This window comes from Agrobacterium leguminum, from assembly GCF_015704895.1.
Classification (GTDB): Bacteria; Pseudomonadota; Alphaproteobacteria; order Rhizobiales; family Rhizobiaceae; genus Agrobacterium; species Agrobacterium leguminum.
In genome coordinates this window covers 216678-240133 of sequence record NZ_JADQWB010000005.1, presented here as the reverse complement: position 1 = coordinate 240133, position 23456 = coordinate 216678, and the positions used below count along the sequence as shown (strand labels likewise).

The window sequence follows — 23456 nt, the reverse complement described above, 5'->3', positions numbered from 1 at the left end:
AGGGAAGGACCATAAAATGCGCGTTTATTATGATCGTGATGCCGATCTCAATCTCATCAAGTCCAAGAATGTCGTCATCGTCGGTTACGGCTCCCAGGGCCGCGCCCATGCGCTGAACCTCAAGGATTCCGGCGCCAAGAACGTCGTCATCGCTCTGAAGGCCGGTTCGCCGACCGTCAAGAAGGCCGAAGCCGACGGCTTCAAGGTCATGACCGTTGCCGAAGCCGCCAAGTGGGGCGACCTCCTGATGATGGCGACGCCGGACGAACTCCAGGCCGACATCTACAAGGCCGACATCGCCGGCAACATCCGTGATGGCGCAGCTATCGCTTTCGCACACGGCCTCAACGTTCACTTCGGCCTCATCGAGCCGAAGGCATCGCTCGACGTCGTCATGATCGCACCGAAGGGCCCCGGCCACACGGTTCGCGGCGAATACCAGAAGGGCGGCGGCGTTCCCTGCCTCGTTGCCGTTCACCAGAACGCTTCGGGCAACGCGCTTGAACTCGCTCTCTCCTACGCCTGCGGCGTTGGCGGCGGCCGTTCGGGCATCATCGAAACCAACTTCAAGGAAGAGTGCGAAACCGACCTCTTCGGCGAACAGGTCGTTCTGTGCGGCGGTCTCGTCGAACTGATCCGCGCCGGTTTCGAAACCCTGGTCGAAGCCGGTTACGCACCGGAAATGGCCTATTTCGAGTGCCTGCACGAAGTGAAGCTGATCGTCGATCTGATCTATGAAGGCGGCATCGCCAACATGAACTACTCGATCTCCAACACGGCCGAGTGGGGCGAATACGTCACCGGTCCGCGCATCATCACCGCCGACACCAAGGCTGAAATGAAGCGCGTTCTGCACGACATCCAGACCGGCAAGTTCACCTCCGAGTGGATGCAGGAATGGAAGGCCGGCGCTGCCCGCTTCAAGGGTATCCGTCGCAACAATGACGCCCACCAGATCGAAGAAGTCGGCGCCAAGCTGCGCGGCATGATGCCCTGGATCGGCAAGAACAAGCTGGTCGACAAGGCTGTCAACTAAGCTTCATTGACTGGTAGAGAATAGGAAGGCCGGAGCGAAAGCTCCGGCCTTTTTGTTTTCGATGTGCTATCAAACGATGGTGTCGTCTTCCTCGACAACCACCGAAACGGGGAAGTGATCGGAAAAACCGCCGAGATTGACGTTTTTGACCGCATCGCCTTTCGACAGGCCGAAGCGGATCGGCCCCTCATTCTTGCTGTGGCTGACCATGGCGGCAATGGCTTCGATTTTTGCCGTCTCCTCACGCGCCTTGAAGCCGCTGCTGCCGGTCAGAAGCGATCGGGAAACGAGGATCTGATCGAAGATATTGGCATCGCCGTTGAAATAGAGCGTGCCGTAGATCGTTCTTGCCGTGCCGACGGAATCGACCACCGGCTGGCGCAGGTAATTCCAGGTTAGATTGTAGAACATGGCCGAATGCGAGTTTTCGACATCGTCGCGCTCGCGGGTGGAATTGGCGTGGTAGCGCAGCGAGGCATCGGAAGGATCGTCGTTGAAGTCGCCGAAGGCGATGACGGCGATGTCGTTGCCTTTCTCTTCCCTGATACGCTGATGCCAGTAGCCCAGCGTTTCACCGGCCGTCATGCGAAAACCGGCGCTTTCCACCGCGCCGCCAGAGCGCGACGGCCAGTGGTTGGAGAGCGCGATAAGCTGGCGGCCGCCCTTGGTGATGAAGGTGCATTGTGTAATGTCGCGCGTGCCGGTGCGGCGCATCACGAAATGGCTGAAAATCTCGTTCTCGTTGATCAGCAGCTTTTTGCTGTCATAGATGAAGGCGGTATCGATGCCGCGCTGGTCCTTGCTGGAATCGGCATGCACGACACGATAAGAGCGCGCGGGCATGAGGTCGTTCAGATGTTCTGCCAGCGTCTCCAGAACGAAACGGTTCTCGACTTCGCACACACCGAGCAGATCCGGTCCCGCGCCGCCGATCTGGCTTATGATCAGACCGAGCTGCTTGACCTTGGTTTTGAACAGGTCCTCGGTCCAGCCTTTCAGATCGTTCTTCAGCCGTTCGGCAATCCACGGCTCACGCGCCGGATAACCCTCCGGCGCAAACAGGTTTTCGACATTCCAGAACGCCAGGACATATTGGGTCATGATCCGCACACCTCCGGTTGGTTTTTCAAGCCTAGTGGAAGTTTTTGCCATAACAACTTGAAATTGTCATGAAGGTGGGCGGCCGGCGCAATTTTCCCGTTTTTGGCCTTACGTCGCCGGCGGGATGACACCCTTCGTCAGAAGGAAGCAGCCATAAAACCGGGTTTCGCCCGTGGTGATGACGCAATAGGCTTTTTTCGCCTGTTCGTAGAAGGCGAAGCGCTCGATGCCATACATGGGCGCGGATTTTCCCTCCGCCGCGTCGATTTCCTTCTGCACTTCCAGCTGTACCGGCTCCAGCTGATCCGGCGCGCCCATTACTTCCATGCGGCCGACGGAAGGCTGCAGCGGCGTGTCGAGCGGCAGGACGGAGAGGATCGCCTTCATGGCGCGAGCTGCGGAGACGTTGTCGATATGCAGCACCTTGCCGACGGTCGTGTGGCGGGCAACCGAATCGGAGGGGAAGTTGGTGTCGGAGATCACCAGCGTATCGCCGTGACCCATGGCGCGCAGCGCGTGCAGGACATCGGCATTCAGTGCCGGGTCGATATTTTTCAGCATGTCGTCAAACTCCCATGATGCTTTCGCCGTGTTGCGGCGCGCGCGCAATCCAGCTGGAAAACCATGCCGCGTCAATCGCAAAGGTGTGATTGTGAAGCTTTGCGCAAGGGTGTATTTGGCTTTGTCCGCAAAATCGGGCCTCGAGGCAGGTCGGTTGCGGGCAAGGTGCAGGGAGGCAGAAATAATTCGAAAAACTGATAAGTCAGTATTGCTGACGTATCGACATTTCTGTAAAGATGCACGCATAAAAACGACACAAGAGGAAACGTACCCATGCTCAATTGGGAACAAATTTTCGCCACGCGCTCTTCGCGCATGAAAGCGTCCGAAATCCGTGAGTTGCTGAAGCTGCTCGAGCAGCCCGATATCATCTCCTTTGCCGGCGGTATTCCGGACCCGGCTCTTTTCCCCGCAGAGGAGTTCCAGCAGGCTTATGCGGAAATTTTTTCGGGTTCGCAGGTAAACTCGGCGCTGCAATATTCGGTGAGCGAAGGTTACAAGCCGCTACGCGAATGGCTGGCAGGCGAAATGGCAGAGATCGGCATCGACTGCACCGCCGACAATGTCTTCATCGTTTCCGGTTCGCAGCAGGGTCTCGATTATCTCGGCAAGCTGTTCCTGTCGCCGAAGGATACGGCGCTGGTCACCTGGCCGACCTATCTTGGCGCGCTTTCCGCCTTCAACGCCTATGAGCCGAATTACGACCAGCTCAATCCGGGCGGTAACCGCACGCCGGAGGCCTACCGCGAAACCGCCGCCAAGCTCGGCGGTGCGGTGAAGTTCGCTTATCTCTCGGCCGATTTCTCCAACCCGACCGGCGAAACCGTCGATCTGGCCGGCCGCGAAAAGGTTCTGGCGCTGGCCGATGAGCTGGATATCGCCGTCATCGAAGATGCCGCCTATCAGTCGCTGCGTTACGATGGCGAAGCTGTTCCGCCGATCATGGCGCTCGATATCGCCCGCTCGGGCGGCATTGAGAACACCCGCACCATCTATTGCGGCAGCTTTTCGAAGACGCTGGCACCCGGCCTTCGCGTCGGTTACATCGTCGCTTCCGCGCCGGTCATCCGCAAGCTGGTGCTGATGAAGCAGGCCGCCGACCTGCATTCCTCCACCATCAACCAGATCGCCATCGAACGTGTTGCCTCGCGCGGCTTCGACAAGCAGGTCGCCAAGATCAAGGCCGCTTACAGCGCCCGCCGCGACGCGATGCTGGCCGCGCTCGACAGATACATGCCGAAGGGCACGCGCTGGACGAAGCCGGAAGGTGGCATGTTCATCTGGGTGACGTTGCCTGAGGGAATGGATGGCGCGGCGTTGCTGGCGAAATCCATCGCCACGGAAAAGGTGGCCTTCGTTCCCGGTCGCGCTTTCTTCGCGGATGGCTCCGGCACGAATACGCTGCGCATCAGCTTCTCCTGCGCCAACGAGGCGATGATCGAGGAAGGCATGAAGCGGCTTGGCCGGTTGATCGCAACGGCGCAGGCGGAAACGGGTGAGGCGCTGCCGGCGATTTGAAGGCGGCGGTTCTCGGCAGTGATGGAGGGTGTGGCTTCACCCCCCTCTGTCCTGCCGGACATCTCCCCCACAAGGGGGGAGATCGACCTGTGGAAAGGTCTCGCCCATCTCGATGCTTGAGAATGAAGCGATGAGAGGGCTTCTTGCCGATCTCCCCCCTTGTGGGGGAGATGCCCGGCAGGGCAGAGGGGGGTATGCCCCAGCCTCTAAGAGAACTTGCGTTCTTCCGCCCGTTGCTCTCAACGTTGGAGCGATCCCACCCCAAAAATCCTGCCTGTCACATACATGTTATGCAATCATGTTTTAGCGGTCCCACCAAACAACAGGGACTGGACCCATGAAAACGCTGCTCTCCGCTTTCACCGCCATCGTATCGCTCGGCTTCATCGCCACCGCCGCCAATGCCGCCGATCTGGTGCTTTACACCAGCCAGCCCAACGAGGACGCGCAGGCGACCGTTGATGGTTTCAAGGCCGCCAATCCCGGTCTCGAGGTTGAATGGGTGCGTGATGGAACGCCGAAGATCATGGCCAAGCTGATGGCCGAGATCAATGCCGGCAATCCGGTTGCCGACGTGCTGCTGATCGCCGATACCGTGACGCTGGAGCGTATGAAGCAGGCTGGCCAGCTTCTCGCCCACAAGTCCGCGGAAGCCAAGAATATCGACGCCTCGCTCTACGATGCGGACGGCTTCTATTATTCCACCAAGCTCATCACCACCGGCATCATGTACAACACAGCCGCCGCGATGAAGCCGACGAGCTGGAAGGATCTGGCCAAGGCGGAAGCCAAGGGTCTGGTGACCATGCCGAGCCCGCTGACCTCGGGTGCGGCGCTGATCCATGCACAGACGCTCGCCGCCGTTAAGGATCTCGGCTGGGATTATTACAAGCAGCTTAAGACCAATGAAGCCATTGCCGGCGGCGGCAACGGCGCGGTTCTGAAGTCCGTTGCATCGGGCGAAAAGGCCTATGGCGTGGTTGTCGATTACATGCCGATCCGCGAAAAGGCCAAGGGCGCGCCGGTTGAGTTCGTCTTCCCGGAAGAGGGCGTTTCGGCCGTCACCGAGCCGGTTGCGATCATCAAGGGCACCAAGCATGAGGAAGCGGCGAAGAAGTTCGTCGATTACGTGCTGTCCGAAAAGGGCCAGCAGGGCTTCGTCAAGCTCGGTTACATCCCGGTTCGTGCCGATGCCGGTATGCCGGAAGGTTTCCCGGCCCGCGACAAGATCAAGGTTCTGCCGCTCAACGCTGCCGATGCGCTGAAGAATTCCGAACAGGATCTGAAGACCTTCTCCGACATCTTCGGCTCCAAGGGCTGATATAGCGGCATGTCCCGTTCCAATGCCTATGGAAACAGCCAGCCGCGCTGGCTGTTTCCTTTTGTGGTCAGCGTTGTTTTTGCGCTCAGCGCCCTGCCGCTCGGGCGGCTCGCCTATACCGGCATCATATCGTCACTTAATGGTGACATATGGCGACTTCTCGCCGATCCGGCCCTTTGGGATGCGGCGCTGAACACGCTCTCCACATCGTTTTTCGGCATGCTGATTTCGCTCGGCATCGGCGGCGCCTTCGCGCTTTCGCTGACGCTTTGCGACATCCGCGGCAAGTCGATCCTGAGCTTCCTGTTCATGCTGCCCATGATGATCCCGCCGCAGGTGACGGCGCTGTCGTGGATCGGCATGACCGGTCCCTCGAGTACACTGTTGAAGGCGATTGGCCTTGCGCCGCCGATGGGATCGCCGCAGCCGCTTTATTCGATTGCGGGCATCGCGCTTCTGCTCGGCGTGCAGCATGCGCCGCTCGTCTATCTGTCGCTGCGCGCCGGTCTGCTCGCCTTGCCGCAGGACGGCATCGAGGCAGCCAAGCTTTCCGGCGCGTCGCCGCGCCGCGTGCTATTCGATATCATCCTGCCGCTGTCGACGCCGGGGCTGATCGCCGGGGCGGCGATCTCTTTCGTCTCCAGTGTGGGCAATTTCGGCATTCCGGCGATCCTCGGCATTCCAGCCTCGATCTTCACCCTGCCGACGCTGATCTACAGCCGTTTTGCCAGTTTCGGCACCAGCACCTTCGGCGATATCGCCATTCTCTCCACCATGATCGCCATCATCTCCGTGGCCGGGCTTGCGCTTCAGGAACGGGCGATGAAGGGCAGGGATTATCGCATCATCGGTCTTTCCGGCAAGGCCGCGACCTTCGGGCTGGCGCGCTGGCGGGCCCCGGCAGAGTTTGCCCTGTGGCTCGTGCTGTTCTTCATGCTGGTGGCGCCGCTCGCGGCACTGGTGGCAAGCTCGCTCGCGCCTGCTTATGGCGTGCCGCTCAGCCTCAAGACCGCGACGCTGCATGCCTATGAGGAATTGCTTTACCGCCAGAGCGTGACGCGTACCGCCTTCCGCAACTCGTTGTTCCTAGCGACCGCCACCTCGCTTTGCCTGCTGGCGGTGACGGTGCTGACGGCCTATTTCCTGGTGCGCGGCAAAAGCCGCTTCATGTTCCTGCTCTCGGCGCTGGTGGATATTCCCTATGCGCTTCCGGGGGTGGTGATTTCCGTTTCCTTCGTGCTGCTTTTCGCGGCTCCCATTCCGCTTGTCGGCATCACGCTCTACGGCACGATCTGGATCATTCTGCTCGCCTATTTCTCCTCCTTCTTCGCCGTCAGCCTGAAACCCATGGTCAGCGCCTTCCTGCAATTCGATCCGTCACTGGAGGAGGCGGCGCGGCTGTCCGGCGCCGGTTTCTGGCGACGGTTGAAGGATATCATCCTGCCGCTGGTCGGGCCTGCGGCGGGGGCTTCGGTCATCCTCGTTTTCCTCATCGCCTGCAACGAGCTGACGGTCTCGGCGCTGCTGTGGTCGGCCGGCACCCAGACGCTCGGCGTGCTTATCTACAATCTCGATGACAGCGGCAGCTTCGATCTTGCCTCCGCACTTTCGGTGCTTGTCGTCATCATGGTGATTTTCCTCATGGCTCTGCTGGAAATTCTGGGGCGCTATCTGCCGAAAGGAGTGGTCCCTTGGCGAAACTGATCCTCAACCGCCTGTCGAAAAGTTTCGGTGCCGGTTCGAAACCAGCCGTGGACGATGTGTCGCTGACGGTGCGTGACGGCGGTTTTCTCGCTCTGCTCGGCCCTTCCGGCTGCGGCAAGACGACGGTGCTGCGCATGATCGCCGGTTTCGAACAGCCGACTGACGGTTCCATCCTGCTCGGCGAGCGGGTGCTGGCCGATGCCGGCAGCATGGTGCCGCCGGAGCGGCGTAACATGGCGATGGTGTTCCAGTCCTATGCGCTGTGGCCGCATATGTCGGTTGCCGACAATGCCGGTTATCCCTTGAAGGTGCGCGGTATTTCGGGTGAGAAATATCGTGACAAGGTGCGCCAGGCGCTTGCCGCCGTCCGCCTCGAGAGCTTCGCCGATCGCCGTCCCGCTGAATTGTCCGGTGGCCAGCGGCAGCGAGTGGCGCTCGCCCGCTGCCTCGTTACCGAGCCCGACGTGGTGCTGCTCGACGAGCCGCTCGCCAATCTCGACCGGCATCTGCGGCAGGAGATGGAGGAGACATTCCGCGAGTTCCATATTCGCTCGGGCGCAACGATGATCTATGTCACCCATGATCAGGCGGAAGCCATGGCGCTGGCAACCGATGTCGCCGTGATGTCGCAGGGCAAGCTGTTGCAGGTCGCGCCACCGGCGGCGCTTTATGCGCGGCCCGAAGGCAGGCTGGTCGGCTCGCTGGTGGGGCAGGGGGCGATCTTGACCTTGCCGGTGCCGGAAGGGGCTTCGCGCGACCTTGATTGGGCAGAGCTTCGGGCAACGATGGAGAGCGGCAGGCGATTGCCGCAGGCGGATATTCTCGTGCGGCCGCAGGATGTGGTGCGGGATGCGGAGGGCATTGCCTGCACCGTCACCTCGGTTCTCTACGAGGGCGAGCGTTATGCCCTGCGTCTCGACCTGCCGGATGGGCAGGCGCTCAGAGCCTATTCGCGCGAAGCGGTTGACGTCGGAGACCGTCTGCCGGTGGCCATTCGCGCGGCGTGGCGGCTTTAGTGCGATAAGTGTACTTCCCTCATCCCTGTGCTTGTCACAGAGATCCAGCCGACGCGCGTCTGCGCGGCGAAAAGAGTCCTTTCAGCCCAAGGACTTGGGCTGACTGGATTCCTGTGACGAGCACAGGAATGAGGGAGGGTGAAGGACGTGGCCCTAGCTACTGGCGAGGCGGCGCGACACCAGCTAAGCTTCCCCTGTAGCAATGGGATTGATTCATGTCGCTTCGGCTTGCCACCTTCAATATCGAAAATCTCCTCACCCGTTTCGATTTCACCGGCTTTCGCAACCAGACGCGGCGCGACAGGGCGATCCAGCTTTTCGATATCAGGGACGAGGCGACCTATCAGGCGCTGGAAAGCGCGCGGATGGTCTCTTCCACAGACGATACGCGCCAGCTTTCGGCGCTCGCCATCGCCGATGCGGATGCCGATATTCTCTGCCTGCAGGAAGTGGACAACATGGCCGCGCTGCAGGCCTTCGAATATGGCTATCTCTATCGCATGGTCGGCAATGGTTACCTGCAGAAATATCTGGTCGAGGGCAATGACAGCCGCGGCATCGATGTCGCCGTCGTCATGCGCGAGGAGACGCGGGACGGCGACAGGATCGAGGTGGTTGATATCAAGAGCCATGCGGCGCTGACCTATCGCAATCTCGATCTCTTCAATCCCGCGCTTGCCGCCACAAACCAGATCGACGACAAGATTTTCAAACGGGATTGCCTGGAAATCGATCTGAGGATCGGCGGCAAGCCGCTGACGCTTTACGTCACGCATTTCAAATCCATGACCAATGCCCGCGATGCCGTCGACGCCCGCATCGCCACCATGCCGATCCGTGAGGCGGAGGCCATGGCCGTGCGCCGTATCATTGAAAACCGCTGGGGTGTGGGCAATACCCGCAACAAGAATTTCGCGATCTGCGGCGATCTGAACGATTATCAGGAGCGTGTCGCGATTTCCGGCGACAGGCGCAGCGGTTACAGCTTCACGCCCGTCGAAGAGGAGCGCAGCGCGCTCGATATCCTTTCGGCCGATGGTTTCGTGGTCAATCCGATGATGCGCCGTGATGTCATGGATCGCTGGACGCTTTACCATTCACGCGGGCCGCAGGAGCAGCATCTGTGCCAGCTCGACTATATCTGGCTGTCCCCGCGTCTGGCGGAGACGAACGCCACGCATGTTCCCGAAATCATTCGCAATGGACAGCCTTTCCGGACGATATTCCCGCCGGGGCAGGAGGTCGAACGTTATCCCCGCACCGGCTGGGATCGCCCGAAGGCTTCCGATCATTGCCCCGTGGTCATGACGCTGGATTTGATCTAGTCGAGGCGAAGTCCGCCGCCGGCGATGTTCTTAGCCGTTCGCGACCTTTGGGAAATAGGTTGCCCAGACCCGGTTGCGGCCCGCACGCTTGGCTTCGTAAAGCCGGTCGTCGGCGATGGCGATCAACTCGTCCCAGCTATTGATCGCGCGCGCTTCCTGCCACACCACGCCGAAACTTGCCGTCAGCGACAGGCTGCTTTGCTCGTCGATGGTCTGGGCTTCGATCAGGCGGCGAAGGCGGTCGGCCGTGGCCGTCGCCGTGGCGTGGCTGACATCCTGCAGCACGACGACGAATTCCTCCCCGCCATATCGGGCAAGAATGTCGTCCTTGCGCAATGCGCTGCGTAACAGGCCCGCGGTCTTCTGAAGCGCGATGTCACCCATGGCATGGCCATAACGGTCGTTGATCGATTTGAAATGGTCGATATCGACAATCATCACGCCGAGCGACTGACATTGCTCCTCGCCCGTCAATATGGAGCGAACCGCCTTTTCGAGTGCGCGGCGGTTGAAGACGCCGGTCAGCGCATCGGTTTCGGAAAGGGTGCGCAGCTGTTCGGCCAGCGCACGCTGCTGGTTTTCCATTTCGCCCTTCTGGCGAAGCTGTTCACGCAGGAAATCCAGTTCCTCGAACATCTTCTTCACTTCCGGAGCAACCCTGTCCTCATGATTGCTCTCGGAAAGATCACCGCCGGCGATGGCGGCGATCTGCGTCTGGACGGATTGCATGGGCCGGAACAGCGCGGTTTTGTAGACGGATGTCAGCCGCAACAGCACCAGCACAGCGATGCCGGCGAGAAAGAGCGAGGTTCCGCCGTAGATCAGGGCCTCCTGCTTTTTCTTTTCGATCCGCGCGCGCGTTTCGGACAGAATAAGATCGCGCAGGGTGTCGGACGACCGCATGCCCTCGATATAGTTTCTGGAGAATTCAAGTGCGCTTGGCTGGGCGGATGGTACGGCCATCACGATCGTATTCTGCGCGTAACGCAAAGCCTGACCGAAATATTGGGTTTCAAGATCGCGCAATGCCCCGTCCAGTCGCGGCGTCGAGAGATAGGCGGCGGTATAATTGATCAGCGATGCCCTCAGTGACAGCAGGCTCTGCATCTCGGTATCGAACTTGGCGCGATAACCGAGCTTTTCCTGCCTGTTCGCCTTGAGACTCATGATCACATAGGAACCGAGGCGGCCGATCCGGTCCCGCATCACGCCCGCCGTGCCCGTCAGTGCAATGTCAATCGCCACGTCGGGCGTCACCTTGATGATGGCGCGTGCGGCCCTGCCGCGCAGCAGATTGACGCTGTCCGCCGCCTTGAACATCGATGAAATCGCGTTGGACATCGCGCCGTGGTTACGCGCATCAGGAGGGAGCGCGGCAACCTGATCGACCAGTTCTCGCGATTGCTCGAGCTTCTGGCGGGTTTCAGCAAGTGACTTCGCCAGTTCAGGCTGTGTCCTGATATCGTCGGCGAAGGATTTCTCCAGCTCTGACAGCTTGTCGTCCGTTGCCTTTCGCGCGGCGGCAAGCCCTTCGGCCAGCCTTGCATCCGGCACGGATGCGCCCATCAGATTATTGGCGGGGCCTCGCTCGGCCGACACCAGCCATGCGGACTGGAGAGCGGTTTCAAAGCGGGTGAGCTGCGTGGCATTGGTGCGATAACGCAGAAAATTGTAGACGCTGGGCAGCGCGGCAAGGGTTGCCAGCAGGATGGAGCTTACGGCGATGATGATCGTGCCCGTCAGCTGGATTTTCTGTATGCTCGCGCGCATATGATGCGTTGTTCTCACTGGAATGGTTATGTTTCATCGCCATTCTAGTGGCGCTGCGTAAATACTTCGCTTATTTTCCGGGCCTTTTGCTACAATTGCGATCATGCGGACAGCCCGGCCGGCCACGGTGTGGAAAAGCGGTCTGTCGATGCCACAGCGTTAGTTTTTGCTTTACACCAAGTCAGAATCTGATAGTTGGCAAGGCACTGGCTTGCCCTTGTAGCTCAGTTGGTAGAGCACCTGATTTGTAATCAGGGGGTCGCGGGTTCGAACCCTGCCGGGGGCACCAGTAAAATCAATCGCTTAATCTTGAAATCTATTCGGTTGAATGCACCGGGTGGCGCTTTGCGTCTGCCGCTGCCGATGGTTGAGCCCTGATAAAATTGGAATTCCCTGCTTCGGCCTGCCAGCCCGGGAGACTCTCGCATCAGGAAGCCGGCTCAGCCCACTGTAAGGCGAGATCGGGAAGGGCGCGGTATCCGCCAGAGTTGTAAAGCTCGAAGGTTTAAGCATATTGTTCGGCGGATAAGTTGAGCAACAGCGGGCGCTTTCAATGGATGCATATGGTCATTTGCGGATATTGGTAAGCCTCATCCTCGGCCTGGCCATTACCAGGGTGTTGTCCGGACTTTCCAGAAGGCTGCAGGAACCGCAGAAAACCGACCGCATGCACGCGCAGATCGTCTGGTCGATTGTCCTGCTTCTTGGAGCTGTCCATTTCTGGTGGTGGGAGTTTGCCCTGCGGCTGATCCACAACTGGAATTTCTGGATTTACATTTTCGTTCTGGTCTACACGTCGCTGTTCTTTTTGATGTCGACGCTGCTTTATCCCGATCACATTCAGGAATTGTCCGAACGGGAAAGCTTTTTCGTGCGCAGGCGACATGCGTTCTTTGCCCTGTTTGCGGCCTCGTTCGTCTTCGATCTGGTGGACACTTACATCAAGGGCAGGGAACACTTCGAACAGCTGGGGCCATGGTATCTGGCAAGGATAGTCGGCGGTCTGCTTATCGCGATTGTGGCGATGAGAACCGATAGCAGCCGCAAAATCATGTGGCTCGGTGTTATCTGGCTCTTCTTTAACGCGCTCTGGATAACGGCGATCTACAGCGACCTGTTCTAGCTCCTCAGCGGCAAAATAACCGGATCGCGAGCCGAGGCTGCGAGTGGAACGCGCAAGCGCACAATGCGGGGTGGCGGTTTCGATGATCGCCTAGGGTTTTATGTGATAGAGCTTGTGCACGATCGACCAGTTGCCGTCGCGTTCCAGCAGGGAGAGATATTCGTAAAAATCCATACCGTCGAAACGGGTCGTCAGCTTCACCGAGGCGCTGTCGCCTTCCTTGTCGATGCCCATGATTTCAAAAGCGGGATCGTGATCGGGGAGGCCGCGTTCGCTTTTGCGCATCTGGTCGACGAAGTCCTCCAGGGACAGCCATTCGATTTCGCCTTCGAAGGTTCCGACGATGCTGGCGCGCGGGTCGAAAACGTCACGCATCAGGCTCTCATCCGCATAGGCCATGGCATGGACATAGTCCGTGACGGTCTGGGTAATCGTTTGCGGCATCGGATCATCCTCCCTTCTAATCCAAAGGCCAAGCTTACACCCGTTGACGTCTTTCCACCATAACCCCCTGAAAACGCGCCGGTTACGCTTTTCTCCCTGGTGTTTTCCGGCCGGTTGCGGCAGGCGCGGTGCGAAACCGTGCGGGATGTTTTGCCGCCGCTTTCCACAATTTTGTCCTGCCTGTCATTATAGTCGCCTTGGGTCCGACAAATTTCGGCATCAAGGGCTTTTTCGCCCGCTCCGATGCGGCGCGCTGCGAGGCTTTGTGTGGGCTTTGCCGGTTTAACCGCCGGGGCGGGGTGCCGCGCCGGGCGGAATTGGCCTATGATCCGCCCGCGTGCCAGACGGCAGCGGTGTTGGGCATGCGGGTAACAGTTTGCGTTTGAAGGTGTTTTTGTGATTGATCCCTATGTTTTGCTTGGCGTGGAGCGCGATGCCGACGAGGCGGCGATCAAGTCGGCCTACCGTAAGGTGGCCAAGGCCGCGCATCCCGATAGCGGCGGCGATGCCGAGCAATTCGCGCGCCTGCAGACGGCCTATGAGCTGCTGAAGGATCCGGTGCGCCGTAAGGTATTCGACGATACCGGCTACGATCCGCAGCTTGCCGACGCCAAGGACCTCAAGGGCCTGCTGATGCTGGAAACGCTGGTGAATGAATTCATTCTGGACGAACGCGAACCCGGCAGTTTCGACCCCGTGGCCGCCATGCGCCGCAAGCTGACCGACGATATTCTGAAAAGCCGTTTCCATATTCTCGAGCTGGAACGGCACCGCACGCGGGTTCGCAAACATATGGACCGTCTCGGCCGCAAGCCGGAAACCGATGTGCTGAGTTCGATGCTGCGCGCCCGCAGCCAGTCCATCGCCGAAGCCATCCGTAATGCCGAAGCCCAGATCGAGGCAATCGAACAGGCCTATACGATGCTCGAAGGTTATTCCTACGAGCTGGAAAGCGTGACGCTGGCCGAGCCCTTGCTGAAAGGCGAGGCGGCGGAATAGGCGGCCGTTCAGGGGCCGTTGACGAGGGCGAGGATGAGTTGATGCACCCGTCCACCGGGGGAAAGCTCGTCCCGGTCGAAATCGCGGCCGCGCTGGCGCTGTTCGTTGGAAAGCTCACCCAGACGCTGTTGCAGAACGGCGCGCACCTTCTGGCATTTGGCATCGTTCTCCGCCCTCAGCCCGATGCTGAAGGCCTCGATCTTTTTCACCATGTCGAGAATATGGTCACCATGGACGCGTTCATGGGTTTCCACGCCGGAGATGAATGTCCTCCAGCTGGCGGCGACGGCGGGCGGCAGACTGGCCGGCGCTTTCGGCCAGGTGTAGATGATGGTGAGATTGGGCCTTGCGGTGGCCAGCACGCAGGCACCATCCGGCTGCGGACGGTAATCCCGCCGCCATGTGAGCTTGAAGGTGGTGTGGGCAATGGCCTGCACGCCGGCGGTCGGACCGCGTTCGCCAATCGATTGATAAAGCGCACCGCCCGTATTGCCGTTGATGGCATAGGTTTTTATCTGCTCGGCCGGTTTCCAGTCGGCCGCCTGCGCTGACAGAGGCAGGGCGCTGAGCGTGATGGCGGTGCTGATGGCAAAGGAAAAGAGGCTATTGGCGGGCACGCAGCGATCCTTGGTGATTTGCGCGCCGAAGATAGGCGAGAGGCGCGCCGTCAGGCAAGGGCCCTCCGGTGGGGAGCGTCGGGTTTTCCGATAGGGCGCCACATATGAAAACCCCCGCGACAGGGCGCGGGGGGACAAGCTTGCGGACTGCAGGGGTAATCAGTCGTCCAGCTTGTCGTAATCGAGCTTCGGAGCGTTCTGAAGCGCTTCTTTGGTGGTGTCGACATAGGCCTTCCAGGTGCCGTTGTCGTTGTGGACCGCAACGGAGGCCGGGTCGAGCACCACATAGCTCTTGTCGATGCCGAGGAAACCGCCGACGCTGGCTACAAGGCCGATCACGGACTTGCCGTCGCCGATGACGACATCCTCGATTTCGCCGATGTTTTCGTTCTGGGCGTTATAGATGTCCATGCCATCGAGTTGGGAGGCGGTGAGGTCGGTCTTCTGGACATTGACGAACTTCAGCGGGCCGCTGGCCTTGGTGCCCATGGTAATGCCGGGGCCGGACAAAGTGGCGTCCGCGCCGGCAGCAGGAGCAGTAGTGGCCGTCTGGGCAAAAGCCACGGAAGAGGAGAGCGCTGCTGCCGCAGCGAGAGCGATGACATTGATTTTCATGATGTTTCTTCCCTTTGTATGCTGAACGTTGCGTTCGGGGAGGAAACGACGGGAGGCGGATTTGGTTCCAAACTGAAACTCAATTTAGAAGAGGGATTAAGGTTGTTGGCGGCCGTTTCACCACTTGAAAGGGAATTGGTGAAATGGCATATACAGAATATGGGGGTTCCCAGACGGAAGAGAGGAGTAATCCGATCCCGGATCACGGTAACGCGTGAGTCAAGTGTTTACACTGTCAATAGGGAAGACGGTTTCGTGCAATATCATATGGATGATTCCTGCGATTTGTGACGATGACTTATTCCTCAACATGATGCCGACAAACGACATCAGCTTGATGACAGTATATACTATACAGTTGGATAGGGACTTTAGTGGCGCAAATGCCATGATGAATTGGCGGAGGTGGTAATAGTACGTGCCCAGCGTTGTTGCTGCCTCCACTCATCTTCTCTCCAGTGCTAACTGGGAGCCGAGAGAAAAAGATTTAAAGAAATACCTCCACTTTGACAGAAGTATTGGCAAAGATGAGCTTTCCACGCTTGCCAATGATCCCGCCGCCGTAGCCAGACACGCATTCTTTCCTCTGATCAGATTTCATGAAACATGGACAAAATTCAGAAGGGACGGGAAGCGCACAAAAAAAGTGCGGCCTCTTCGGTATGCAGCGAGAATAGATGCAGCAATTTATTCTAGGTATCGCTCTATTCTTTCTATGGCTTACGAAGAAGAGCTGACACGCCGTTCACTTTTAGATGTGCCAGTGGCTTATAGAAAACTACCAAAGAGTGGTGGTGGTAATAAATGCAATATCGAGATATCCCGTGACGTTTTTTCTTTTATTAAGCGCACGGGAGACTGTGTCGTAACGGTAGTAGATATTAAATCATATTTTGAAAGTCTTAGTCATTATCGCATTAAGGAAACTTGGGAGATGCTTTTAGGATCTCCAATGTCTGCTGATCACGCAGCGGTTTATCGAAATCTTACACGTTACTCCGTGGTAGATTACGACAAAATAATCACCAGACTTAAACTCTATGAAAAACCATTTGCAGGATCAAGAGTAAGTAGGCGTCGGCGCGTTATAGATGATATGAAGTCAAGTCGCCTTAAGCAGCTTTGCACCCCTGCTGATTTTCGGAAGCTTATAGCGGGTTCTGATCCAAGCACTCCCAGCCTGATACAAAAGAATGGATTTAATTTCGGTATTCCGCAAGGAACGCCCATTTCTGATCTTGTTGCGAATTTTTATCTCATTGATTTTGACCATGAAATTAATAAATGGGTGAATGAACTCGGAGGACTCTACAGGCGTTACTCTGACGATATAATAGTAGTTCTTCCTGCAGTCGCAACGAAGGCACCACTTGAAACGAAGACGTTTCTGCAGGAGCGAATACAGCACTATGGCGATAGGCTTATTATTCAAGATAAGAAAGTTAGTGTAGTCCGGTTTGAGCGATTGGGGAGCGCGATAAAGTTCTCTCATGTATTTGGGTCGTCATCGCGTAATGGGTTGGAGTATCTTGGTTTCGAGTACGATGGCAATCGAGTAAAGATTCGAAACTCGACGTTGTCCAACGCTTGGCGCAAGATGAAGCGGCAAGCCTATGGACACGCGGCGAGCTTCGTAAAGCGGTATCGTGAGAAGGGAAAAAGTTGGATAATTTCGAACTATCCGGCGCAACAAATGGAAACTCACATTTTGCGGGACGTGACTTATAAGCAGGATGAAGGCTACAAAAGCTGGACCTTTATCAAGTATGTGCGCCGCTCTAGTAGGGCTTTCATTGGGTTTAACCCCATTTTTTCTGCGCAAACTAAAAAGTACCGATATTATACGAAATTAATGATTCAAAAATCTCTCCAAAAAGCGTTAGATGTCCATCTCAAGTAACCCCTATCTTACCACTCCCCATCGATGAACTTCAGTGCATCGATAATCGAGACCTTCCACACCGACCAGACGTGATCGCCATCGGTCACGCGCAATTCGGATTTGCGCTTGTCGGCCTGCAGCGTCTCATGCAGGGCGATGGCGCCGCGCCAGAGGAAGAAGCCGTCATCGTCGCCGACGGTCAGATAGGTGGCGGGCAAATCCTGGCTTTCGGCGACATGCTGCGCCACGAGGGTGAAGACGTTCTTTTCGTTGAAGAGCCTTGCATCGAAAGGTGTGCCGAAGGCGCCGGAGAAATGGTCGCCGGTTGAAGGAAGCACGATGCCGCTGGTGACGGTGGTGCGGTCGACCCGGTGGAAAAAGGCGCTGTCCTGAATGAGCTTGAGTTCGGCCGGCGTCTTGTCGAGATCGGAGGCGGGGACATTCTGCCAGATAGCGCCCGACAGGCTGGCGACGGCGCCATAGAGGTCTTCATGGCCATAGGCGAGATGCAGGGCGCCGAAACCGCCCATGGAGAGGCCGGCGATGGCGCGGCCTTCCCGATCTTTCCGCACCGGCAGCGTTTTTTCGATCCGGTGGCGCAGATCGCCGGTCAGGGCGGTTTCGTAATCGCCGGGGCCGCCGACAGCGGCGGAATCCACATACCAGCTGTTTTTGACGCCGGGTATGACGACAACCAGCGGACGGATGGCGCCGGCAGCGATGAGCGTATCGAGCGTCTTTTCGATATTGCCGAGATCGCGCCAGCTGTTCTGGTCGCCATCATGGCCGTGCAGGAGGTAAAGTACCGGCCAGCCGTTTTCCGGCGGCGCGCCGTCCGGGCGATAGATGTTGACGGGAAGCGGCGCGTTCAGGGCGGGACTATGGAAGGTCGCATCCTCGATCTGTCCGGCAAAGGTCGGGGTGCAGGTGACGAGGAGGCAGAATGCCGCCAGATTTTTTCGATACATGCGGTCGCTCCCTGCTGCCATTCCTAGAACATATCAACGTGCGCGCGCACTGGGCGTTCCGGAACCCATAATGTTGCGGCAATGTCGCCCGCGCAAGTTTGCGCGCGATGCAACGGCTTCGGAAAACCCGATCCGGCGGCCCTTCCGCATCGCTGCAGCTTTTCAGGTTTTGATCATGATAAAATTGACTTTATCGCATTTCACACGATTGCTTGTTTTGCTCCTGCTTCTTTCCGGCTGCATGACAGTGCCGATTTCCAGTATTCCCAAGCTCATGCGGCTCGATTTTCTGACGATGAATTTCGAGCATGTGCGGGTGGGGTTGCAGCTTCCTGCCCATCTGTCGTTAGGTTCCAGTGATGCGGTGATGATTATTCGTAGCGCTACAGATGGCGTAAAGGGCGAGACTGTCGAGACATTTGCGTTGATCGAGGATGCAGACGCGGCTGCCCGCGCGCAGTTCCACGTGGAAAAGCGGGCGGGAACCGCCACAAGCGTGTGGAGAATAAAGCCCGAGGAGGTTTCAAGGCTTACAACATTACAGGAGAAGGTGCGCCGTTCCCGCATCGAGGGGCCACGCATCAGGGGAAGCACGGAGATCGAGATATTGCGCGCCTGTGTCGCGGGCGTCCTCCCGACCGGGCCGATCTATTTCTCGACTTACATCAAACCGGCGGAAAATGAGGACTATATTGCCATGGCTCTGGATGCCGATCTGGTGAAAATTTTTGGTGCGGGCCAGGTCGCAGCGCGGATCAGGCAGTGCGAAAGCTGATCGCCGTTGCCGGAGCGCGCGGGTGCTCCGGTCATGTTTTTCGCAATAGACATGCCTGGCGTCGAATATCGCCGATGCGTGTATCAGCGCCCCGGCCGACCCGTCTTGCCCTTGGTTCGGCTCTTGCGCTTCTGCTCGCCGGCATCCTCATAGGAACCCGCGCCGATCTTGCCGCGCACCAGCGGTCGGGGATCGTCCGTCGCGCGCTCCGGCTGGCCTTCCAGCAACGGTGAGAACCGTTTGCCGGGCTCGGTCTCGGGCTTGTCGGGCACCGCGCCGCGCACGGGTTTTTCGGTCCTGCCCACCGTCATCTCATCAAGCGTGTTCCTGCGGAACAGCGGTTTTCCCGCATCCGAGCCGGGGCCCATTTCATCCAGCGAGGGTTTGGCGAAGAGGGATTTGCCGCTTTCGTTCGCTGCGGCACCCGCCTCCGTCCCGCCGGATGTCTCGCCCTCCGGCGGGGAGATAGACAAGTGGCTGCGTCTGTTGTTTTTTCCGCCGCCTTCGATGGCGCGGGCCTCCTCCTTGGCCATCGGGTCGTCCATGGTGGCCAGTTCGGCGGCCTTGAGGCGTTTGATTTCGTCGCGCAGACGGGCGGCCTTTTCGAAATCGAGATCGGCGGCGGCGTCGCGCATGGATTTTTCCAGCGCGTTGAGATGGGCCTGCAGATTGTTGCCGACGAGGTGGCCGCCATCGGCGAAGCCCTTGCCGGAAACGCCAGAAATATCGGCCCTTACGTGATCGCGCTCATAAACAGAATCAAGAATGTCCGAAATCTTCGCCTTGACCGATTCCGGCGTGATGCCGTGTTCGGCGTTATAGGCCATCTGCTTTTCGCGGCGGCGGGAGGTTTCCTCCATCGCCCGCTTCATCGAGCCGGTGATATTGTCGGCATAGAGGATGACCTTGCCGTCGACGTTACGGGCGGCGCGGCCGATGGTCTGGATCAGCGAGGTTTCCGAGCGCAGGAAACCTTCCTTGTCGGCATCGAGGATGGCGACGAAACCGCATTCGGGAATATCGAGACCCTCGCGCAAGAGGTTGATACCGACAAGCACGTCGAAAGCGCCGAGGCGCAGGTCGCGGATGATTTCGATGCGCTCCAGCGTGTCGATATCCGAGTGCATGTAACGGACGCGGACGCCCTGTTCATGCAGATATTCGGTCAGGTCCTCGGCCATGCGTTTGGTCAGCACGGTGCAGAGCGTGCGGTAACCCTTGGCGGCGGTCTCGCGGATTTCGCCGAGAACGTCGTCGACCTGGCTGCGGGCGGAGCGCACTTCGACCGGCGGATCGATGAGGCCGGTCGGGCGGATGACCTGTTCGGCAAAGACGCCGCCGGACTGTTCCATCTCCCATGAGCCGGGGGTTGCCGAAACCGCCACGGTGAGCGGGCGCATCGCGTCCCATTCCTCGAAGCGCAGCGGCCGGTTGTCCATGCAGGAGGGCAGGCGGAAGCCGTATTCGGCCAGCGTCGCCTTGCGCCTGAAGTCGCCGCGATACATGCCGCCGATCTGGCTGACGGAGACGTGGCTCTCGTCGATGAAGAGCAGGGCATTATCAGGGATATATTCGAACAGGGTCGGCGGCGGTTCGCCGGGATTGCGGCCGGTGAGATAACGCGAATAGTTTTCGATGCCGGCGCAGGAGCCGGTCGCCTCCAGCATTTCCACATCGTAGCGGGTGCGCTGTTCCAGCCGCTGGGCTTCCAGCAGGCGTCCGGCCTTTTCCAGCTCGGCGAGACGGACCTTCAACTCTTCCTTGATCGACTTGATCGCGCCGTTCAGCGTCGGGCGCGGGGTGACATAGTGCGAATTGGCGTAAATCTTCACCGATTGCAGGTCGCCGGTCTTCTGGCCCGTCAGCGGGTCGAATTCGGTGATGGAATCGATCTCGTCGCCGAACATCGAGATGCGCCAGGCGGCATCCTCAAGGTGGGCCGGGAAGATTTCGATGGTATCGCCGCGCACGCGGAACGAACCGCGCTGGAAATCCATGTCGCGGCGTTTGTATTGCTGGGCCACGAGGTCGGCCAGAAGCTGGCGCTGGTCCAGCCGGTCGCCCACCTGCATCTGGAAGGTCATGGCCGTATAAGTCTCGACCGAACCGATACCGTAGATGCAGGAAACCGAGGCGACGATGATGCAGTCGTCGCGTTCCAGCAGCGAGCGGGTGGCGGAGTGGCGCATCCGGTCGATCTGTTCGTTGATCGAGGATTCCTTCTCGATGAAGGTGTCGGAGCGCGGCACATAGGCTTCCGGCTGGTAATAATCGTAGTAGGAGACGAAATATTCCACCGCATTGTCGGGGAAGAAGTTCTTGAACTCCGAATAGAGCTGCGCGGCCAGCGTCTTGTTGGGGGCGAGGACGACGGCCGGGCGCTGCGTCGCTTCGATCACCTTGGCCATGGTGAAGGTCTTGCCCGAGCCGGTGACGCCGAGCAGCACCTGGCTGCGTTCGCCCGAATTGATGCCTTCCACAAGGTCGTTGATGGCCGTCGGCTGGTCGCCGGCGGGCTGGTAGTCCGAGGCCATGCGGATGGCGACGCCACCTTCCGATTTCGGTGGCCGGGCGGGCCGGTGCGGCGTCCACAGCTTGCCGTCCTTGAACAGCGGATTGCCGCTCTCGATCAGTTTCGACAGCGCGTCCACCGTTGCGGTGACGGCGCCCGGCGCGAGGTTGGCGGCATCCTCCAGCGATACGTCCATGCCGGCGACTGGATTGAGACCGGCGGCGGCGCGGGTTTTCGGATCGCTCGATGCGCCGATGGAAACGCCGCGTGCGGTCTTGGAGGCCGTGGTGTTCTTGGCCGTCTTCGGGGGGGCTTTCTGGGCCTCCTTGCGCGCCTCGATCTCGATCTTCTTGCGGTGCTTGCCCGCCTTCGAGGCGATTTCGCGCTGGGTTTCCACGGAGGACGCCTCCGCTTCCGCCTCGAGCTGCTTCACCCAATCGGCGACGCTGCCGCTGAGCGGCGCGCCTTCGAAGGACGATTGCGGAGCTTCCTCGAAGCCCGAGGGCGAGGAGGTGGAGTTTTTCGGTGATCTGGCCATGGGCGAAATATGGAGGGAGTCACGCATAAAGGGAAGGGGATGCGGTGAAAAAATGAGTACAAAAAGGAAACGAAGCGTGCGGAACAAAATTCGGCCGGATGCGTTGCGTAGCGTCTGAAGACAGCTTTGTTCAAATCCGTAGGAAATCGATTCCGGTTTTCGGGCGGATGCGCTAGAGCAAATCCATACGGGCGGAATGAGGGTTCCCTTCTGACTGCCTTCTCCTGCCGCATTTCATGACATCCCTCCCTTTTTTCCAGGACCCATCATGCCGTTCTCAATCAGCCCCGCCCATATCTGGCCTGTCCTGATGCTTATTGCCTCCAATGTTTTCATGACCTTCGCCTGGTACGGCCACCTCAAGCACAAGGGCAGCGCGCTCTTCCTGGCGATTGTCGCAAGCTGGGGCATCGCCTTCTTCGAATATGTGCTTGCCGTTCCCGCGAACCGCATCGGTTCTGAGGTCTATTCCACCGCGCAGCTCAAGACCATTCAGGAAGTCATCACGCTCGCGGTCTTCGCGCTGTTTTCGATCTTCTGGCTGAAGGAAAGCATCACCATTAATCACGTGATCGGTTTTGCGTTGATCGCTTTTGGTGCTTCCTTCATTTTCCGCTCCTGAAAAGGAATAAATACCCCGGCGCTTGCCGGCCCGGAACCAGTCGCAACGGATATGAGGTGATGTATCGATGAAAATACGGCCTGCGAAAGTTGACGATGCAACGGGAATGGCGGCGGTTCAGAACGAGATATTCTCGGCCGGCCTCCGAAAAGCGCAGACGGATATCACGGCGGTGCTGGAGAATTACATCCAGCACGCCGACCGTATCGAATGCTCGGTCGCCGAGGATGACGACGGGCGTATCCTGGGCTTCCAGTCGCTGCGTTATGCGCGGACGGACAATCCCTATGGCGTGGCGGAAGGCTGGGGCATCATCGGCACCCATGTCAGCCCGCAGGCGGCGCGAAGAGGTGTGGGATCCGCCCTCTTCGCGGCAACGCGCAGGGCGGCGGAGGCGCGTGGCCTTAAAAATATCGACGCCAGCATCGGCGCGGACAACATGCTCGGGCAAAGCTATTACGAAGCCATGGGATTTATGACCTATCGCCAGCCGGCGGGGCTGGTCTGCAAGGTTTACCGGCTGGGCTAGACGCGGCCTGCTTCCGATCAGCCGCGATTGTCGTTTTCGGAATATTGCAGGCGGGCCTTGCAGATGCGAACGTGGTTCTCGTCAGCCCATTGCACCAGCAATTGCATCGGCACCAGAAACGAACGGCCGAGATTGGTCAGCTCATATTCCACGCGCGGCGGCACCTCGGCATAAAGCGTGCGGCGGATGAAGCCGTCTTCTTCCAGCCGCTTCAGGGTGCGCGACAACATCTGCTTGGAAATATCGTCGATCCTGCGGTTCAGCTCGTTGAAGCGCAGCACGCCACCCTGCAGGGCTTCCAGAACCAAAAGGCTCCATTGATCGCCGATGCGGTCGAGCACGTCGCGGATTGGGCAGGGCTGGTCGAAGGCAAAAACCTCTTTCGTCTGCGTATCCGCCATGTCCTTACCCCTTGCCCTTTTTACCCTTGCAGGTCATCGCCATGTGACCAGATCAGCCGCCGCTGACTTCTTGCGGCTA

At 58.8% G+C, this 23456-nt stretch carries 21 protein-coding genes and 1 tRNA gene; 13 read left to right on the top strand and 9 right to left on the bottom strand.

Annotation, left to right across the window (positions count from 1 at the left end; genetic code table 11):
* Positions 1–16 precede the first annotated feature (16 nt).
* Positions 17–1036 (top strand): ketol-acid reductoisomerase, encoded by a 1020-nt coding sequence (gene ilvC, locus I3J13_RS10485; protein ID WP_035260000.1) that lies wholly within the window; start codon positions 17–19, stop codon positions 1034–1036.
* 69 nt (positions 1037–1105) lie between these two features.
* Here the strand turns inward: ilvC and I3J13_RS10480 are convergent, their stop codons facing one another.
* Positions 1106–2137 carry an endonuclease/exonuclease/phosphatase family protein gene (locus tag I3J13_RS10480; RefSeq protein WP_196378739.1) on the bottom strand — a complete coding sequence of 344 codons (1032 nt, stop codon included), beginning with the start codon at positions 2135–2137 and terminating at the stop codon, positions 1106–1108.
* A 108-nt stretch (positions 2138–2245) separates the two neighbouring features.
* On the bottom strand, positions 2246–2698 hold the full coding sequence (locus I3J13_RS10475) for an RbsD/FucU family protein (RefSeq protein ID WP_196378738.1): 453 nt from the start codon (positions 2696–2698) through the stop codon (positions 2246–2248).
* Between the two features lie 273 nt (positions 2699–2971).
* On the opposite strand from I3J13_RS10475, the gene I3J13_RS10470 reads away from it, so the two are divergent.
* From I3J13_RS10470 to I3J13_RS10450, 5 genes are all read left to right on the top strand, one after another.
* Positions 2972–4216 (top strand): aminotransferase-like domain-containing protein, encoded by a 1245-nt coding sequence (locus tag I3J13_RS10470; RefSeq protein ID WP_059756777.1) that lies wholly within the window; start codon positions 2972–2974, stop codon positions 4214–4216.
* A gap of 337 nt (positions 4217–4553) precedes the next feature.
* Positions 4554–5537 (top strand): ABC transporter substrate-binding protein, encoded by a 984-nt coding sequence (locus tag I3J13_RS10465; protein ID WP_196378737.1) that lies wholly within the window; start codon positions 4554–4556, stop codon positions 5535–5537.
* Between the two features lie 9 nt (positions 5538–5546).
* The gene (locus tag I3J13_RS10460) at positions 5547–7241 is read left to right on the top strand and encodes an ABC transporter permease (RefSeq protein WP_196378736.1); all 1695 of its coding nucleotides are present in this window, start codon (positions 5547–5549) and stop codon (positions 7239–7241) included.
* Positions 7229–8257, top strand: a complete 1029-nt coding sequence (locus tag I3J13_RS10455; protein WP_196378735.1) for an ABC transporter ATP-binding protein — start codon at positions 7229–7231, stop codon at positions 8255–8257. Before I3J13_RS10460 ends, I3J13_RS10455 begins: the two co-directional genes overlap by 13 nt.
* 215 nt (positions 8258–8472) lie before the next feature.
* Complete coding sequence (locus I3J13_RS10450) at positions 8473–9582, top strand: endonuclease/exonuclease/phosphatase family protein (protein ID WP_003522405.1); 1110 nt, start codon at positions 8473–8475, stop codon at positions 9580–9582.
* Positions 9583–9612: 30 nt separating this feature from the next.
* On the opposite strand, the gene I3J13_RS10445 is transcribed toward I3J13_RS10450, so the two are convergent.
* Positions 9613–11352: a GGDEF domain-containing protein gene (locus I3J13_RS10445; RefSeq protein ID WP_196378734.1), complete on the bottom strand. Its 1740-nt coding sequence runs from the start codon at positions 11350–11352 to the stop codon at positions 9613–9615.
* Between the two features lie 213 nt (positions 11353–11565).
* On the opposite strand from I3J13_RS10445, the gene I3J13_RS10440 reads away from it, so the two are divergent.
* Both I3J13_RS10440 and I3J13_RS10435 read left to right on the top strand, forming a co-directional pair.
* Positions 11566–11641: transfer RNA gene (locus I3J13_RS10440), tRNA-Thr, on the top strand.
* A gap of 264 nt (positions 11642–11905) precedes the next feature.
* Complete coding sequence (locus I3J13_RS10435; RefSeq protein WP_003522434.1) at positions 11906–12475, top strand: hypothetical protein; 570 nt, start codon at positions 11906–11908, stop codon at positions 12473–12475.
* A gap of 90 nt (positions 12476–12565) precedes the next feature.
* Here the strand turns inward: I3J13_RS10435 and I3J13_RS10430 are convergent, their stop codons facing one another.
* On the bottom strand, positions 12566–12919 hold the full coding sequence (locus I3J13_RS10430; RefSeq protein WP_003522435.1) for a nuclear transport factor 2 family protein: 354 nt from the start codon (positions 12917–12919) through the stop codon (positions 12566–12568).
* A 396-nt stretch (positions 12920–13315) separates the two neighbouring features.
* On the opposite strand from I3J13_RS10430, the gene I3J13_RS10425 reads away from it, so the two are divergent.
* Complete coding sequence (locus tag I3J13_RS10425; RefSeq protein WP_003522436.1) at positions 13316–13918, top strand: J domain-containing protein; 603 nt, start codon at positions 13316–13318, stop codon at positions 13916–13918.
* 8 nt (positions 13919–13926) lie between these two features.
* Here I3J13_RS10425 and I3J13_RS10420 read toward each other — a convergent pair whose 3' ends face one another.
* Together I3J13_RS10420 and I3J13_RS10415 are read right to left on the bottom strand one after the other, a co-directional pair.
* Positions 13927–14535: a DUF922 domain-containing protein gene (locus I3J13_RS10420; protein WP_196378733.1), complete on the bottom strand. Its 609-nt coding sequence runs from the start codon at positions 14533–14535 to the stop codon at positions 13927–13929.
* 159 nt (positions 14536–14694) lie between these two features.
* Positions 14695–15150, bottom strand: a complete 456-nt coding sequence (locus I3J13_RS10415) for a PRC-barrel domain-containing protein (protein WP_065655866.1) — start codon at positions 15148–15150, stop codon at positions 14695–14697.
* A 418-nt stretch (positions 15151–15568) separates the two neighbouring features.
* On the opposite strand from I3J13_RS10415, the gene I3J13_RS10410 reads away from it, so the two are divergent.
* Positions 15569–17050 carry a reverse transcriptase family protein gene (locus tag I3J13_RS10410; protein ID WP_196378732.1) on the top strand — a complete coding sequence of 494 codons (1482 nt, stop codon included), beginning with the start codon at positions 15569–15571 and terminating at the stop codon, positions 17048–17050.
* A gap of 8 nt (positions 17051–17058) precedes the next feature.
* On the opposite strand, the gene I3J13_RS10405 is transcribed toward I3J13_RS10410, so the two are convergent.
* Positions 17059–18000: an alpha/beta hydrolase gene (locus tag I3J13_RS10405; RefSeq protein WP_196378731.1), complete on the bottom strand. Its 942-nt coding sequence runs from the start codon at positions 17998–18000 to the stop codon at positions 17059–17061.
* On the opposite strand from I3J13_RS10405, the gene I3J13_RS10400 reads away from it, so the two are divergent.
* Positions 17999–18775, top strand: a complete 777-nt coding sequence (locus I3J13_RS10400; RefSeq protein ID WP_236000868.1) for a hypothetical protein — start codon at positions 17999–18001, stop codon at positions 18773–18775. The two genes, I3J13_RS10405 and I3J13_RS10400, sit on opposite strands and share 2 nt — an antisense overlap.
* Positions 18776–18858: 83 nt before the next feature.
* Here I3J13_RS10400 and uvrB read toward each other — a convergent pair whose 3' ends face one another.
* Complete coding sequence (gene uvrB, locus I3J13_RS10395) at positions 18859–21825, bottom strand: excinuclease ABC subunit UvrB (RefSeq protein WP_196378730.1); 2967 nt, start codon at positions 21823–21825, stop codon at positions 18859–18861.
* A gap of 268 nt (positions 21826–22093) precedes the next feature.
* On the opposite strand from uvrB, the gene I3J13_RS10390 reads away from it, so the two are divergent.
* Both I3J13_RS10390 and I3J13_RS10385 read left to right on the top strand, forming a co-directional pair.
* Entirely contained in the window at positions 22094–22447 is a 354-nt protein-coding gene (locus I3J13_RS10390; protein ID WP_003507620.1) for a DMT family protein, read from the top strand.
* Positions 22448–22553: 106 nt separating this feature from the next.
* Positions 22554–22976, top strand: a complete 423-nt coding sequence (locus tag I3J13_RS10385) for a GNAT family N-acetyltransferase (protein ID WP_196378786.1) — start codon at positions 22554–22556, stop codon at positions 22974–22976.
* A 17-nt stretch (positions 22977–22993) separates the two neighbouring features.
* Here I3J13_RS10385 and I3J13_RS10380 read toward each other — a convergent pair whose 3' ends face one another.
* The gene (locus I3J13_RS10380; RefSeq protein WP_065655871.1) at positions 22994–23377 is read right to left on the bottom strand and encodes a winged helix-turn-helix transcriptional regulator; all 384 of its coding nucleotides are present in this window, start codon (positions 23375–23377) and stop codon (positions 22994–22996) included.
* Positions 23378–23456 lie beyond the last annotated feature (79 nt).